The sequence below is a fragment of the Rhodanobacter glycinis genome (genome assembly GCF_006438785.1).
In the GTDB taxonomy this organism is placed as follows: Bacteria; Pseudomonadota; Gammaproteobacteria; order Xanthomonadales; family Rhodanobacteraceae; genus Rhodanobacter; species Rhodanobacter glycinis_A.
In genome coordinates, this window is the sequence record NZ_RCZB01000002.1 from 42,940 (window position 1) to 59,129 (window position 16,190).

The 16,190-nt window shown below is 60.8% G+C and carries 11 protein-coding genes; 4 read left to right on the plus strand and 7 right to left on the minus strand.

Annotation, left to right across the window (positions count from 1 at the left end; genetic code table 11):
- Positions 1-59 precede the first annotated feature (59 nt).
- The 3 genes from EAH75_RS08335 to EAH75_RS08345 all read right to left on the minus strand — a co-directional run bounded on the left by EAH75_RS08335 (position 60) and on the right by EAH75_RS08345 (position 1,178).
- The gene (locus EAH75_RS08335; protein ID WP_140805125.1) at positions 60-257 is read right to left on the minus strand and encodes a DUF3606 domain-containing protein; all 198 of its coding nucleotides are present in this window, start codon (positions 255-257) and stop codon (positions 60-62) included.
- Positions 258-400: 143 nt separating this feature from the next.
- Positions 401-919 carry a helix-turn-helix domain-containing protein gene (locus EAH75_RS20095; RefSeq protein ID WP_343182731.1) on the minus strand — a complete coding sequence of 173 codons (519 nt, stop codon included), beginning with the start codon at positions 917-919 and terminating at the stop codon, positions 401-403.
- A gap of 4 nt (positions 920-923) precedes the next feature.
- Positions 924-1,178 carry a helix-turn-helix domain-containing protein gene (locus EAH75_RS08345; RefSeq protein WP_140805129.1) on the minus strand — a complete coding sequence of 85 codons (255 nt, stop codon included), beginning with the start codon at positions 1,176-1,178 and terminating at the stop codon, positions 924-926.
- 158 nt (positions 1,179-1,336) lie between these two features.
- Here EAH75_RS08345 and EAH75_RS08350 point away from each other — a divergent pair, with 158 nt between their 5' ends.
- Positions 1,337-3,748, plus strand: a complete 2,412-nt coding sequence (locus EAH75_RS08350) for a TonB-dependent receptor plug domain-containing protein (RefSeq protein ID WP_140805131.1) — start codon at positions 1,337-1,339, stop codon at positions 3,746-3,748.
- A 5-nt stretch (positions 3,749-3,753) separates the two neighbouring features.
- Positions 3,754-5,832 carry an Atxe2 family lasso peptide isopeptidase gene (locus EAH75_RS08355; protein ID WP_140805133.1) on the plus strand — a complete coding sequence of 693 codons (2,079 nt, stop codon included), beginning with the start codon at positions 3,754-3,756 and terminating at the stop codon, positions 5,830-5,832.
- Positions 5,833-5,835: 3 nt separating this feature from the next.
- Here EAH75_RS08355 and EAH75_RS08360 read toward each other — a convergent pair whose 3' ends face one another.
- From EAH75_RS08360 to EAH75_RS08370, 3 genes are read right to left on the minus strand one after another with little or no spacing between them, the layout of a single operon-like run.
- Positions 5,836-7,578, minus strand: coding sequence for an asparagine synthase-related protein (locus EAH75_RS08360; protein ID WP_161596293.1), 1,743 nt, complete (start codon positions 7,576-7,578; stop codon positions 5,836-5,838).
- A complete protein-coding gene (locus tag EAH75_RS08365) occupies positions 7,578-8,255 on the minus strand; it encodes a lasso peptide biosynthesis B2 protein (RefSeq protein ID WP_140805136.1) in 678 nt (225 codons plus the stop codon). The genes EAH75_RS08360 and EAH75_RS08365 overlap by 1 nt, the downstream gene beginning before the upstream one ends.
- 47 nt (positions 8,256-8,302) lie before the next feature.
- The gene (locus EAH75_RS08370; protein ID WP_140805138.1) at positions 8,303-8,440 is read right to left on the minus strand and encodes a benenodin family lasso peptide; all 138 of its coding nucleotides are present in this window, start codon (positions 8,438-8,440) and stop codon (positions 8,303-8,305) included.
- Positions 8,441-8,867: 427 nt separating this feature from the next.
- On the opposite strand from EAH75_RS08370, the gene EAH75_RS08375 reads away from it, so the two are divergent.
- Positions 8,868-9,284, plus strand: coding sequence for an H-NS family nucleoid-associated regulatory protein (locus tag EAH75_RS08375; RefSeq protein ID WP_140656268.1), 417 nt, complete (start codon positions 8,868-8,870; stop codon positions 9,282-9,284).
- 176 nt (positions 9,285-9,460) lie between these two features.
- Here EAH75_RS08375 and EAH75_RS08380 read toward each other — a convergent pair whose 3' ends face one another.
- Positions 9,461-10,090, minus strand: coding sequence for a GntR family transcriptional regulator (locus EAH75_RS08380; RefSeq protein ID WP_194150617.1), 630 nt, complete (start codon positions 10,088-10,090; stop codon positions 9,461-9,463).
- A 528-nt stretch (positions 10,091-10,618) separates the two neighbouring features.
- On the opposite strand from EAH75_RS08380, the gene EAH75_RS08385 reads away from it, so the two are divergent.
- Complete coding sequence (locus tag EAH75_RS08385) at positions 10,619-16,174, plus strand: RHS repeat domain-containing protein (protein ID WP_140805140.1); 5,556 nt, start codon at positions 10,619-10,621, stop codon at positions 16,172-16,174.
- Positions 16,175-16,190 lie beyond the last annotated feature (16 nt).

The window sequence follows — 16,190 nt, forward strand, 5'->3', positions numbered from 1 at the left end:
ATGGACCGTTGCAGGTCGCATCCGATTTTGGAGCTAGCGCTTCGTCGCCGACCTATCCGTCAAGCGTCCACGGCAAGGTCATGCTGATCGACGTCACGGGGTTCTGGGCTGCGTGTGGCCAGGTAGAGCCCGACAAGGCCGACTGCTGTGCTGTCCATGATGCGCACTGCACTAGCCAACTCTGCATCGCTGCAGCTGAAGTTGCCGCACCAGTAGGCTCGGCAGAGTGGGTTATCCATGTCGATATGCTCGTCCATGGCTGCCACGTTCGCGCAGCTTGGCCGTCGCGGATATCAGCGGCTGGATCGGTGTTCTGTAGGCGCTTGCAACCGGTGGGGTCGGGCATTGCTGCGCTCGACCAAAATAGATTGGGGAAGACAAGCTGGTCTCTTCTGATAACTCACCGCTTCCCGTGTTCGGGCACCTGCAACAAGTCGGTGATGTCCACTCCCAATACTTGAGCTAGCCGTTCTAGGCCATCTATCGAGATGTTAGTGACGCAACGCTCGAGCTGAGACACGTATGTACGGTGAAACTCAGCAATCTCGGCCAACTGTTCTTGGCTTAGCCCCTTAGCTTTGCGCAGGTGGCGAATGTTTGCCGCCACGCGCTTGCGGGCGTTTGGTAGCGATGGAAGAGAGGACTTGGACGACATGCGTCCAGCCTGACCATCTACCGGGTTACCTTCTACAGAATATAACTCTACTGCTAATAACCGAGTAGTCGCCTCGTGGTGTGCTGATGATTTGCAGCACTGTGTTACGCGAGGTGGCTGACGCTTTGAGTGCAGATAGCGCGCAGTAATCGTTACGAGCCGGGCGATCCAATGCGCCTCCCCCACTGGCCGTCTAAATCTGCGCCGGTAGGCCGCAGTTTTTCTCATGACTGCTGCGCTCCCTGAAGTTACTAGGGGCGCCATTTTTCTATTTCGGGGGCTGCATCAGGGAAAGGGCATCCACTCCAAAGACTTTCGCGAACGCCTCCAGGCGCTCGACGGAAATATTGGTGACGCGGCGTTCGATCTGCGACACGTACGTGGGGTGGCACGGCACCAATTCACTGAGTTCTGCTTGCGTCAGACCCATGGCATCGCGGCGGCGACGGACGTTCACGGCGATGTGACCGAGAGCGCTCGACAGGGGTGCAGGCTTGCGCTTGGGCTTGGACTGGGAGGGCATAAGCCCAGCCTGTCCATCTACCGCCTTGAATTCTACAGATTATTACTCTACTTTATATTACTCTACATAGGCGCAGCGCCCATGGTGCTGCCCAGTAGAGGCCGTGTCCGCGACAGGACCGGCAAGCAAAGCAGTCCAACCAAGGGGAGGAACGCAGCATGAAGCCAGGCACGCTACACAACGCCATTTCCATCGCCTTGCTCGTGGCCGCCATCGGCACCAGCGAGCGGGCCATGGCCCAGGACACCACGACAGACACGGCCATGCAGGACAGGGCGCCGGCGACCAAAGCGCCGGCCAAGACGCAACCGAAAACATCGACCGACAAGTCCGCCGCGCCAGCGGCAACCAACCTGCAGACCGTGACCGTCACCGGCACGCGCATCCGCGGCGGCAGCACGCCATCACCAGTCATCACGATCGGCAGCGAGCGGATCCAGGAAGAGGGCTTTACCGATCTCGGCGAAGTGGCCCGAAGCGTGCCTCAGAACTTTTCCGGGGGACAGAATCCTGGAGTTGCGAAAGGCGCAGGGGGAGGTGGGCCAAGCAATCAAAACATCACCGGCGGCTCGGGCATGAATCTACGCGGGCTGGGGCCGGATGCGACCTTGACCTTGCTCAATGGTCGTCGCATGTCCTACGGCGGTTTTTCTCAAGCGGTGGACATCAGCGCCATTCCTGTGTCGGCGGTGGAGCGCCTTGAGATCGTGCCGGATGGTGCTTCTGCGATCTATGGCTCCGATGCGGTGGGCGGTGTGGCCAATGTGATCCTCAAGCGGGACTTCGATGGGGTGACCGTGGGCACGCGCTATGGCGGAGCCACCGAGGGTGGGCTGATCACGCGCGAGTACACCGCGACTACCGGCACCACTTGGGCTACGGGCGGCTTGATCACGGCGCTGGAGAAAACCTCCAATGACCCGATCTACTCCGACCAGCGTGACTACACCCGGTCGATGTACCGGCCTTCGACGCTGTGGCAGGGCAACGATCTGCGCAGCGGCTTGTTCAGCTTGCATCAGTCGTTGGGGGACGCTGCGGAACTGCATCTGGATGCGCTCAGGAACGAGCGGGACATCTCGACATCGTCGGCATACCCCAGCGTCTACTACCCCTACAACGTCGAGACGAAGACCACCCTGCTGGCGCCCAGTTTCGAAATATGGCTGCCGGGCGACTGGACGCTCACGCTCAGCGGGGCCGTGGGAAAGGAGAGGAGTTCTATTTCTCAACCGACAGTAAGCAGAACAGACGGGGCGGTCACTGCTGGCGGCGTCGCGTACGGGAACAAAAGCCGGACTTACGAGATCGGCGCGGAAGGGCCGTTGTTCACACTGCCCGGCGGCGAAGCGAGGCTGGCCACGGGTGCAGGCTACCGGTACAACGACTTTCTGTACTCGATCCCCAGCCGCGGAACGGTCGGTGCCAGTGGCGATCAGAGCAGCCGCTTTGCCTATGCCGAGTTGAGCGTGCCGTTGATCGGGCCGGAGCAGGGCATCGGCGGAGTTGAGCGACTTGCGCTGACAGGCGCGGTCCGCACCGAAGATGGCGGCTACGGAAGGGTGACCTCGCCCAAGTTTGGTCTGATCTATGCGCCCAGTGCCGATTTCTCGTTGAAAGCCTCATGGGGCAAGTCGTTCAAGGAGCCCACACTTGATCAGCTCTCTCTCGCCCAGGTCGCCATCTACTACCCGGCGGCGACATTTGGTGCCGGTTACCCCACGGACGCTGCGGTGTTGTGGCTGTCGGGCGGCAACGCGGACCTGCGTCCCGAGCGGGCCCGGACATGGAGTGCCTCGCTGGCATTTCACCCGGAGGCCCTAACCGGCCTTGAAGCGGAGCTGACCTGGTTCGACATCGACTACACCGACCGTGTTCTGCAGCCGCTCACCGATTTCAACGTGCTAGGCAATCCGGTCTACGCGGATTTTGTCGATTACGATCCAACCGAGGCCGCGCAGGGGACGGCGCTTGCAAACGTAAACAGCAGCAACTTCTTCAACTTCGTTGGTGCACCTTACGACGCCAGCAAGGTCGTGGCGATCCTCGACGGCCGGTATGTCAATGCAGCCCGGCAACGGATCAAGGGGGGCGACCTGTCGGGGTCGTACCAATTCAACCTGAGCTCAGGGCGGTTGATGGTCCGGGGCTCGACCAGTTGGCTGGCCAGTACACAATCTCTGACGGTGGCGCAGAGCCCCTACGACTTGGCTGGCACATTGGCCCATCCGGCCAGGATCAAAAGCCGAATCGGGGCGATGTGGCAGCAGGGCGGATTTACCGCTTCGCTGTTTGGAAACTACACGAGCGGGGTGACCAATACTGCGGATGGCAGGAAGGGCGCCTCGTTTAGCACCTTCGACGCCACGCTGCGCTACGAGGCCGGCGCGCGCGAGGATGCATGGTCGAATCTGGCGTTGGAGTTGTCGGCCCAGAATCTACTCAATCGTGCGCCGCCGTTGTACGCCGCCACCTCGGTGAACTACGCCAACGGCTATGCGCCCTACGATTCGACCAACTACTCGGCGGTGGGGCGCTTCCTGAGCCTGTCGTTGTCCAAGCATTGGTGACGGCAATGAAAACCTTGCCAATTATCGTGCTCATGAGCGGGCTCTCGTATGTCGCCCACGCACAGACGGTTGAACCTCGCGACCTGCTGGAGGTGGCCGACTTCAATGGCCCTGTCGTATCCCCGAATGGAAAGCTGGTGGCGTTCCGGATCGAGCAGGCTTCGGTCGAACGCAACACCTACGATGCGTTCTGGTATGTGCAGGATGTCGACGGGGTGTCGCTTCCCCACCGGATCGCGGACGGCGGCGTGGTCCTGCGTGACTCTGCAGGAATTCCTTTGCCAGCTACTGTCGTGTGGTCTCCGGATGGGCGTTGGATTTATTACCGCGCCATGGTCGACGGGAAGATCGATGTGTGGCGCGCGGCGGCGAACGGTTCGGGCGTAGAGCCCATGACGCACGACACGGCGGACGTGCGCGATTTCGTCTTGGGCAAGGGCGGCTGTGTCCTCAGGTACAGCGTCGGCGCCGCCCGCGAGGAGGTCCGGTCGGCGGAGCGGGCCGAGTACGACCAGGGCATTCACATCGACGCTTTCGTGCCGATAGGCCAGCCGCTATTTCGCTCCGGTTTCGTAGGGGGACGCATGGCGACGCAGCATTACGGCAAAGTTTGGTTCGATCGTGTTCCATTGCCGGCCGATGTTCCCGATCACTGGAAAGCAGTGGATCTGCAGAAGCGGGTAACGCGGGACCTGGATGCTGCCGAAGCCCGTGATGTTGGTGAGGAATCCAATGCAGACAAGCGATACCCCGAGGCCTGGCTCCTCTCGCGCTCACCCGCAGATGACCGTGTAGCCATCTTGACCCGAACTGGCAAAAGGAACGGCTTGCGGGACAAACCGGATGTGAAGTTGTCTGCGACATTGCCCGAAGGGCCGCAAGAGATCGTATGCAAGGCTGCGGCATGCACGGGAAAGGCAATCACGTCGATCCAATGGCGCCCCCACAGCGATGAAGTGTTGTTTACCGTAACGGATCCGTCGGCAGGATTGGCGCAATCCATCTATCGCTGGAATGTCAGGGCTGGGGCTGTGCTACCGGTGGCGCATTCGCCGGGCCTGCTCAATGGTGGGCGGGATCCGTCCAGTAAATGCGGGGCCTCCCATGCCGCGATGGTATGTGTGAGCGCGACAGCCAGTCAGCCGCCGCGCCTGGAGCGGATCGACCTGGAGACAGAAGCCCAGCGGGTTCTGTTTGAACCCAATGCAGCGCTCGCGCGGGCGATGGCGAAATCTAGTTCGGTAAGGTTGCTACGTTGGAAAGGTGCGAGAGGCCAGCTGTTCACAGGACGGTTTTATCCAGCGAAAAGCGGTTCTGGAGCCAGGCTTCCGCTGTTCGTGAATTACTATCGATGCGCGGGATTCGTGCGTGGTGGCTTCGGCGATGAATGGCCCTTCGCAAGCCTGGCGGCGCACGGAATATCTGCGCTCTGCATCAATGCCGCCCCTTATCGCCTCGACCCTGTCGATCGCTACAACGAAGGACTCGCGGCCGCCGAAAGCGCGGTCACGCTGTTGTCGGCAAATGGCGAGGTCGATTGCGCCAAAGTGGGGATGGGTGGATTGAGCTTCGGAAGTGAAGTCACGATGTGGGTCGCAATGAAGTCGCGACTTCTGGCGGCTGCCTCAGTCAGTTCCGTGTCGATGTCGCCCAACTACTATCTGCTTGGATCCATCAAAGGGGACCCGTTTGCAAGCGGGTTGAAAAAGTTCTGGGGACTTGGTTCGCCCGAAAAAACACCGTCGCAATGGCATGTGCTTTCCCCGGCTTACAACCTGGACAGAATATCTGCTCCGATCCTCTTTCAGATGCCCGAGCAGGAGTATATGCAGGCGACCGACTATGTCATCCCGATGATCAGGAAGAGCATGGCGGACCTTTACGTATTCCCCAACGAGCCGCATCAGAAATTTCAACCCAAACACAAGCTCGCGGCTTACACGCGCAACATGGACTGGTTTCGATTCTGGTTGCAGGGGTATGAGGATGATGATCCTTCCAAGGCTGACCAGTACGCGCGTTGGCGTGCCCTGCGAAGGCGCCCGACGTCGGCACGGTCCTCGGCTCCCGACTGCAAGGGTTAAGTGCTAGGCATGCTTCCGGGCCCAGTTCTCGATCATGCACAGGGCGAAGATACGCATGAAGGAACGATCGCGAGAGGACAGTGGGCTGTCCAGGAAAAGGTTCAGCTTGTGCGGATCCAGCAGGCCGCGGGACTGGAGGTGGCCGTCCAGCAGGAATCGGCGGATGGTCTCTTTGTTCCTGCGGTATATCCCGGCGTTGTAGTTCATGAAGGTGCCCTTGCTGCGCCGCTCCAGCACGTCTTTCGGAAGCTGTGTGGCGAATGCGGATCGGGCGACGGCCCGGTTCTGACCACCGGATATCCACATCCAGGAGGGAATGCGGAGGCAAGCTTCCATCACAGGTTGAGAAAGCAGCGGCATGCGTACTCTTCGATGACCCGCTCGAAGTGTGGCATCCGCAAACATCTGGTTGCCGGCGAGGTCGAAGATCCGTTCCCGGTCGCCGGGAAGGGCATGGGGTGGCGCATCGAACCATGGATGCAACTCCAGAGGAGGAGTCACGTCAGTTTGTGCCAGCAATGAATAGTCCGGTCTGCAGGCCGGTTTGGGGCGCAGGTACAGCTTCCTTAGCGTCAGCCGTGTGGCTTTTGCCACCGTACATCCATGAAGCCTGGACAGATCGACTACAGCTTGGCATCCCGCAGCCACACCACGTTCCCGAAAGGCATCGGCGGCTGGAGCGGCGGATGGCAGATAACAGAAGATCGTGTCGCCACCGCTGCCGGAGAAATGGCTGCGAACTTCCTGGAGGCCTGCCTCGTCGTTCATAGCGCGGGCAATGGCTTGGCCCAGCATCCAGACTGCAGGCCTCAGTGAGTGGCTCGGCAGCGGGAAATCGATGTCTGCCTCATTGAAATCGAGCGGCCGTTGCAAAAGCTCGACGCCAAGCTGCTCTGCGATCTGACTGGCATATCGGCGTTCGTCGGCACCGGGCACTGGTGTGATAGTGGTGCAACAGGTGATTCGTGCTCGCGCTCCCGCAAGGCAGACGCCGACGATCGAAGAATCCATACCACCAGAGAGTTCGAGTAGCAGAGATCGGTCGGTTCCAGCCATGGCCTGAACCGCCATGGTTATGACTTCTCTAAGTGCCTCTGCCGACGCCACGGGGTGGCTACGCCGCTGGGTAGGGGCGACGAAGGTCCAAGGGGACCAAGCCAGCATGGTGCGTGTTGTCTCGCCGTTGATTGCAAGCATGCAGCCGGGAAGCAGTTCCCTGATGCCGGCAAGACCGGTGCGAGAGATTTTCATGTGCGGATAGACCAGGCAGTGGCGCACAAAGTCCCAGTCGATCCGGTCGCGATGCAGGCCAAGACTTGACACGATCGCCAAGTCGGAGGTGATGAATCCATTGCCATCCTGCAGTGAATAGGCACATGCCATGCCGCCGGATGGATCCCGCATGAGGGTGATGCTGTCGGTACCCTCTTCGGCAGGCTGGAATAGCAGGTACTCACCCCAGTAGCGGTCGAGAAGATGTTCTCGCAGCACCGACTGTGTCGGCAGATGCTGCAGACGCGCCAGATCCTTGACCGGTCTGCCGTCCTCGTCATATAGGTCGCCGAGAAGTATGCCGCCCCCCGGTAAATGCAACGTCGGAGTCTCTTTGGGCGCAAATAGTGCAACGCACCCTACGTGGCCGCAGAGTTCCATGCGCAGGTTCCGCAACGGATCTGCGAGCGACCATCCGGAGTTTTTCGGGTTGCCGGCAAAGTTGCCAGACAAGGCGACGTAGCGGTAGCACATCAGATTACCCGGATCGGGACATGGGCCTGGGCCGTTCCCACGGTTTCGTTCAATACCAGCGAGCCGTGTTGCACCCAGGCATGGGCGGAGAACGGATCGCATGCCACTCCCATGATGAGGTGGGCATGTAAGCCGCGCTTGGCGAGGAACCTGACCATCGACAATGAGTCGATCAGGCAGCACATTTCGATGGGTACGTAGGGCCGCACAAGCTCGAAGGCGTTCGCGGCTTCTGACAAACGCTGCCGGAGTTCGGCTTGGTCGTGGACAGGTGGCGATGTTCTCTCGTTGCGGTAGTCGCTCAGGGCTTGGAGAACTTGTTTCAGCCGCCGCACTTTCAGTTGCCAACGCATCATGGCAACCATAACGAAGACGTCTCGCGCCACATCGAAAGGGACCCGCTTGTCGGGACAGGGCATTTCAATCGCGCTCTCGCTAGGGAGAGCAATGCCCATTGCGGAGCCGCCGTGCGGTAACGTTGTCGTCAGCGAAATAAGGTTGTGTTTGACCAATCCACTGATGTCGACGGCTGATTTGTCAGGTGCTTCCAGATAACTGAGAAAGCTGCGCTCGAGCGCACTAGACAGCTGGAAGTATTGGTCGTTCTTTATATCTAAGAAGAACAGCCGGCCATCCATCTCGCAGAACGATATGTCCGTATTCAGATGCTGGATCATCGTCGCTTCCCCGCAGGAGGGGCGCGCCTTTCAGCGCGCCCCTGGGGTCAATCTTCGGAAATGCCAGTAACGGGGAAGCCGTTCGCCTCGCTTTGGCCAGTGCCGCCCTTCGTTTCGACGCTGGCGACGCCAAGGACGATGACATCGTCCGGCGTGTCGTTGCGAATGTTCTCGTTCGTGTTCATTTCGATCTCCTGCGGTAACGTCATGGCAGTCCCATGACGCGAGCAGCGTAGGAGGCGCAAATTTTGATTTTCAAATGATTATTGCGCTGTCATCCGGTGATTATTCCGGAAGCGTGACGGTCGCCCTGTAATGCCGGGCTCTGCTTCGACGCCTCTTCGACTCGCGGCATAGGCGCACATTACGCACACCGCTGAAATTGATCGCCCGAACCTACCGCTCGTGACCGACTCGCCGGCGCTGATCGGCTTCGGGCTGCGCTGTACGTGAGGCTCCTCGGCGTTAGTTCTGAGGCATTCACCCGCTCGTCGCCACCCATGCAGTGAAGTAAGCTGGAGACGTGTAAGGAAATGCCTTTTCCTTTTGTAGGTGAATTCCTATTCACTCGGATAGAATCCCATTTTTAATCCACTGCCCAAGAGCACAACCATGGCCATTAATCTCGAAACGCTGTCCCCAGCCGAACTCAAGGCACTCATCGCAAATGCCCAGTCGCAGATGCAGGCTGCTCATGCCAATCACGTCAACGAGGTCCGGGAAAAAATCGAGCGTTTGCTGAAAAACAGCAGCCTCACCCTGGCCGACGTGTATCCGACACGTAGCGGCAAAGGCGCCAAGGGGCCGAAATCGGTAGTAGCCCCCAAGTATCGCAACCCTGCGAACGCTACCCAGACATGGTCAGGTCGTGGCAAGCGGCCGTTGTGGTTCGTGCAGGCCTTGAAGAAGCGCGGTACCACCGCCGAGAGCCTCCTGATCGATGGCGCACCCAAGGCGGCTCCGGCGAAGGCCGTCAAGAAGGGCGCAGCCAAGAAAGTTGCAAAGACCGCTGCCAAGAAAGCGGCCTGAGGCCTGGGCGAGCCACGTTCCGCGGCGCAGATGGAAACCTGCGCCCGGAATGCGGGCATCTTTCCAGGTCCCCTGAAAGCGGCTGTTTGAGACCCGGTTGTCGGCAGGGTAAGCCGAAGCGGGCAACCGCCGTGGTCGCGCAAAGCGGACCTGCGGGCAGAAGACATCGGCGAGGTCTAGTGAAGGTAGTCGCTGCGCTCGCTCAGCAAGGCCACGATGCACGGCACGAGTTGCTTGCGGCATTCGTGATAGTCGTGCAGTGCGGACTTCAGGGCCGGCATGTCGCGGGCCTGCCAGTGCCGGTTCAATTCCGAAAGCTCTTCGAAGCGGTGCTCGAGCAATCCTTGCGCAGCTCGGCGTATCGGCGCCAGCCGGTCGTTGGCCTGCTTCACGGCATGGTGCAGGTTTCCGCGGGCGGTCGCCAGGGCGATTGCGTCGAACAGCTGCCACGTCAGCGTGACCAGATCGTCGTCGGCAGAGGTGAGCTCCAGCTGCTCGGTCTTTCGGGCTGCCGGCATGGCGCCGATATCGCATGCGATCAGCAACAGCCGTTCCATCCAGTCATAGAGGTCGCGCAGGCCGACCTCGGTGAGCAAAGGAACGTACAGTCCGTCGCGTGCACGATCGACGAGCAGGGATTCGCCGACCAGGCGATACAGCGCGAATCGAACCGGCGTGGGACTGGTGTTGAACTCTGCGGCGAGTGTGGCCGGATCGATCCGCTGACCAGGCGCGTAGCGTCCCGATCGCAGGGCGCGTTTGACCTGCCGGTACACGAATGCACTCTTGGAGTGGATCGCATCCATAGCTGAACTCCCTGTCTGCGGATGCCTCCCGGGCGGGATGGTGCAGGATTGGGCGTCACGCAAAGGATCGGATTTTCGGCCTGTCCGATGATTGTTTCGAATTGCTGCTTTACGACTGTCGTGAATGGCACTTTTGCATGCCGCGGTATGTGTGGTGCATCACAGAACGCGAGGCACGCGCGGCCGGCTATCGACGTGCTGTTCCGCAATGAAGGCAGCAAGTGGACAGCGCCGAGGGAGGGTGAACCGCTGTATGGCATCGTGCTCGATGTAGACCTGCTTGGCATGCGCTGACGCGTCTATACCCGGAAGATCCCGGGACCATCCCCAGATATCGCTGCTTGAAATCGGCCTATTAAGCCCGAGCCGATGTCCGGACAAGCCGCTAGCCCCTCGCTCGCATGATGCTCGCAAGCAAATGCAGAGATACCCGATCAGGGGTCCAGAACAGCCACTTGACTTGGCACCGCCACCCGTCTCAATGTCCCCACCATGCCTGCGCCTGACGCCAGGTAAAGGGGAACATCTATGCGTGTTTGGCAAGGGATCTGCCTGTCGGCAGTGCTGTCGGCGTCGCTCGCGGGTGTGTGCCGCGCGCAAAACCTCCCGGAGCAGGAATACAAAAAGCTGATCCGTGTCAGCGAGGACATCCAGCCGCTGGGGGAAAACCCGTTCGGTGAACAGGTCAGCCTCTACGACGGCAGCCTTTCGTTTACGCAGACCGACATAAGCCTGCCTGGCAATGGACCGGCTTTGCAGCTGACCCGTTCGCTGCATTCCATTACCGACCAATCCCCGCCTTCCGAATCGAACGATGGGTCCTTTGCGGACTGGAATATCGAGATCCCGCGCATCACGACAACGGCGGTGATATTGAATCAGGGGTGGACGATAGGCATCAACCACTCCACGGCGCGATGCACTCAATTCACCATTCCGTGGACGGTGCCGGCGCAAAACGGCGGGTCGGATTGGGAGCCTCATTCGTGGTGGTCGGGTTACCAGATGATTATTCCCGGCTCCGGCAGCCAGGACCTGCTCAAACGCGACGTCACCTACAACACCCTCACGCCGCAAATGGGGGGCGCCACGTTCAACATCGTCACGACACACAACTGGATGCTCACGTGCGGCGTTGCCACGGATGACGGTATCAGCGGCGAAGGGTTCCTTGCGGTGGCACCGGATGGCACCAAATACACGTTCAATCACCTGATCTATCGCTGGGCACCCAACATCACCCGTGCGCTCGGCTCGAGCCCCGCGGGATTCAGCGTGCAGCCGATGTCTCTACCAACGGATTTTCTGCGGCGCGAACTGGGCGTCATGCTGGTAACGCGTGTGGAAGATCGGTTTGGAAACTATCTAACCTACAACTACGACGCTACGAACCCGAAGCGCCTGAACAGCATCGTCGCGAGTGATGGTCGCCAGATCGCTCTCACCTACGACCCGGTTGACGGAACCAACGTCCGCATCAAGACCGCCAGCGTAACCAGCGGATCGACGTCTCGTACCTGGACCTATGGCTATGCATCCAACCTCGGGTTTTATCGGCTGACATCCGTCACCTTGCCCGATAGTTCCTCGTGGTCGTTCGATGGTGGTCTCTCCTACGCTGACATGTCCACGGAAATTCCCGGGACGTGCGATGAGCCGACGGCGTACGACGACAGGAGCTGGACCACCACGATGGTTCATCCGTCGGGGCTGACGGGTAGCTTCACGACCAAACCTGCCATTCGGGGGCGTTCGTATGTGTACAAGAGCTGCGTGACGACGAGCCCGACCTCGAGTTATTCGACCTATCCGCGTTTCTATTATGTGCCGTCGATTGTCAGCAAGACATTTACGGGCGCCGGTTTGCCGACGCGCACATGGGCCTACACGTTCTCGCCAACGAATTCGAGCTGGTCGACCGACGCGTGCGCAACCAGTCAGACCTGCGTGGACACCGTGTGGGCGGATGTGCTCGACCCGGATGGCCACGACGTCCGCTACACCTTCAGCAACCGCTACGACGCGTCCGAAAGCCATCTGCTGCGCACCGATTTCTACAGTGGCGCCTTCGGAACGACACTCAAACGCTCTGAAACCAACGGCTATGCCGCTGCGACCGGCGGCCCCTTTCCCAGTGTGTACGGCGACAATTTTCAGAATCGCATCAACCAGGCACAGGTCGTAACAGTCTCTCCCCAAAACCTGCGCACCATCACGCAGGATGGCGACACCTATACCTGGCAAGCAGAAGCGTTCGATGTTTACGCGCAGGTAACCCAGGCCAAGCGCTCCAACTCGATCGCCGGGCAAAGCCCGATCGAGGAGGCGACCACCTATCTCAACGATCCGGCGCTGTGGGTGCTGGGCCTGCCACAACAGGTGACCAACCTCACCACCGGCGAGGTCGAAAGCCTCAATACCTACAGCACCAGCAACGACACGTTGCAGTCGCGCGCCCGTTTTGGCCAGACGCTGATGCAGTACACGTTCAACAGCGCCGGTCAGTTGGCAAGCTTCACCGATGGCAACACCCACACCACCACCCTCGGCAACTACAAGCGCGGCATCCCGCAGACGATCGGCTACCCGGATGGCACCGGCGAATCCTTGGCCGTCGACGACTTCGGCCAGATCAGCGCGATCACGGATCAGGCTGGTCACACCACCAGCTACGGCTATGACGGTGTCGGCCGGATCAGCGGGATCACCTATCCCGGCGGGGACGAAGTGGCATGGCTGCCCAAGACCTTCGCCTACAACTTCGTCACCGGCGCCGAGCGCGGCATCCCCGCCAACCACTGGCGCCGTACCACCACCACCGGCAACGCGGTCGGAGTTACCTACTTCGATGCCATGTTGCGTCCGGTGCTCAGCGACAGCGACATCGGTGGCAGCGTTCAAACCAGTACGCTGGGCACATACGACGCCAAAGGCCAGAAGATCTTCGGTTCGTACCCGAGTGCCAGCGCGCTCATCTTCACGCAGACACCCGCGGCGGCCGGTATCCAAGGCAGTACCACGACCTACGACGCATTGGGCCGTACGACCCAGATCCAACAGGACTCCGAGCTGGGTGCGCTCACCAGCAGCACCACATACCTGTCCGGCGCGCGCCAGCAGGTGACCGACCCCAAGGGCAACGTCACCACAACCACCTACCAGGTATTCGACGCACCTCGTTATGACGCGGTAATCCAGGTGCAGGCACCGGTCGGCATCACCCAGACGATTGCGCGCGACCTCTACGGCAATCCGCTGTCGATCACCCAGTCGGGCCTGTACGGCACCGAGAGCGACAGTGTCACCAAGACGCTGACCTACGACGCCTACCACCGCCTGTGCCGCACCACCGAGCCGGAAAGCGGCAGCACGGTGATGGCCTACGACGGCGCCAACAACCTGGCGTGGAGTGCGCAAGGGCTGGCGATCACCGGCACGGGCTGCGGACAGGAACAAGTGGCCACAGCGGCGCAGACCGCGCGCACCTACGATGCGATGAACCGGGTGCTGACGACCCTGCCGCCTTCGGGCACACAGAGCACCCAATATCACTACACGCCGCTAGGCCAGCCGGATAGCGTGGTCTCGGGCATCAGCACCTGGAGTGGTTCGTATAACTATCGCGGCATGCTCATCGGCGAGAGCCTGCAGCTGGTCGGCCAGAACGCCTGGGGCCTCGGCTATGCCCATGATGCGTACGGCAGTCTCAGCCTGGTGCATTACCCCGATGGCGAGAATGTCAGCTACGCGCCCGACGCGCTGGGCCGGCCGACCCAGGCCGGTAGCTACGCGACCGGCATCGGTTACTTTCCCAACGGGCAGGTGTCGCAGTTTGTCTATGGCAACGGTACCGCCTACGTGGCCGAGCAGAACGCGCGCCAGATGCTCAGCAACTTCAGCTACGGCCCCGGCAGCACGGCACAGCTGAGCGAAGACCTCAGCTACGACGCCAACGGCAACATCACCACGGTGGCAGATCTGGTGGCCGGTGGCCCGCGCAACAAGTCATTCGGCTACGACGCGCTGAACCGGTTGACCAGCGCCAGTGCGGCCGGCCTGTGGGGTACCCAGGCGTACACCTACGACGCCCTCAACAACCTGCGCAGCCGCACGAGCGATAGCCAGACTTCCACCTACCACTACGACACGACCAACAAGCTGGCCAGCATCACCAACGGCGCCAGTACGGTCGACAGTTTCCAGTACGACAACCGTGGCAACGTTATCAACAAGAGCGGAGCCAACCTGGTCTTCGACCAGAAAAACCAGCTGACCCAGATCCCGGGGTACGACAATTACGCCTATGACGCGTCGGGCCGACGGGTGATGAAGACCCCGACAGGAGGAACCCCGGCCTACTACTTCTACAGCCAGGCCGGGCAACTGCTGTACCAAGTCGATGCGGCCACTCTGAAGTCGACCAACTTCATTTATCTGGGCACCAAGCTCGTCGCCCGCGATGAGAGCGCTGCGCCGAGTATCAACGCACCCACCTATAGCGGAACAGGTAGCTATACCGTCAGCTGGAATGGGATAGGCGGCGCGACTAGCTATGTCCTGCAGGAACAGGTGAACGGTGGCAGCTGGACAACGATCCAGACGGCTGGTACGACCAGCATCGCCATCAGCGGCAAGGGTGAGGGCATCTACGGTTACAAGGTGCAGGCGTGCAACGGCGTGACCTGCGGTTCGTGGAGCAGCATCGCCAGTACGACAGTATTGTTTCCGCCACTGACGCCGGCGTCCATTACTGTGCCTGCAACCAGTAGTGGCAGTGTGGCGGTGAGCTGGGCGGCCAGCAGTTCAGCAACCAGCTATACGTTACAGCAGCAATTGGGCGGTAACAGTTGGAGTACGGTCTACACCGGCGCGGCTACCAGCAGCACGAGCTCGGTCCCCACGAGCGGCAACTACACCTATCAAGTGGCGGCGTGTAACCCGGGCGGTTGCAGCGCCTATAAAGTCAGCAGCGCGGTGACGGTGACCCTGCCGCCGGCCGGGACCCCGACGCTCAGCGTGCCGGCGACCAACAGCAGCGGCAGCTACACGGCGAGCTGGAGCGGAGTCACGGCGGCGACCAGCTATACGCTGCAAGAGCAGATCAACGGGGGTGGCTGGACCACGATCCAGACCAGCAGCGCAACCAGCAGCGCGATCAGCGGCAAAACCAACGGCAGTTTTGGTTACCAGGTAAGGGGCTGCAATGCTGGCGGCTGTGGCCCTTGGAGCAGCATCGGGGCCGTGGCGGTCGTGCTGATACCGGCGGCGCCCACCAGCATCGTCATCGCGACGAGCGGTCCGAGCTGGAAGCCCGTATTCACCTTGACGTGGAGCGCCATGCCGTGGGCGACGAGTTATCAGGTGGAGGAAACCAATGCCAACGGAGATGTCACACCGTTCTATAGCGGCCCCAACACCACTGCCAGTCAGCTCATTCTCGACGAGGGTACGGTGGAGTTCCGGGCAAAGTCCTGCAGTACCAGCGGCTGCTCTGCATGGAGCGGATATGTTAGCCAGGGCGGGGCTACCACGCCTCCACCGGGGATTGCACCTACGCTAAGCGTGCCGGCCACCAGCACTACAGGCAATTACACGGTGAGCTGGAGCGGTGTAAGCGGGGCGACCAGCTATATCCTGCAGGAGCGGGTCAACAACGGCGCGTGGGGGACCGTGCAAAGCAGCGCCGCGACCAGTCTCGCAATTAGCGGCAAGAGCAGCGCCAGCTATGGATATCAGGTGCAGGCGTGCAACAGTAGCGGCTGCGGTCCGTGGAGTACGACCCAAACCATCGCGGTGGGTGTGATCCCGGCGGTGCCGGCGGCGCCACAGATCAGCACGAGTGGCCCGTATTACAAGCCAGTGGTGCACGCGAGCTGGGCGGCGGTCGCCTGGGCTGGCAGCTACACGCTGGAGGAGACCGATCCGGACGGTAGCGTCAGCAATATGTATGTCGGCCCCAACACCACGGCCAGTGCGCTGATCTTGCAGAATGGAACGGTGAAGTTCCGGGTGAAGGCGTGCAGCAGCGCGGGCTGTTCGGCCTGGAGCGGTTACGGCTCTGTCAACTTGATATCAGGCAATTGAACCCTCAAGCCAAGGA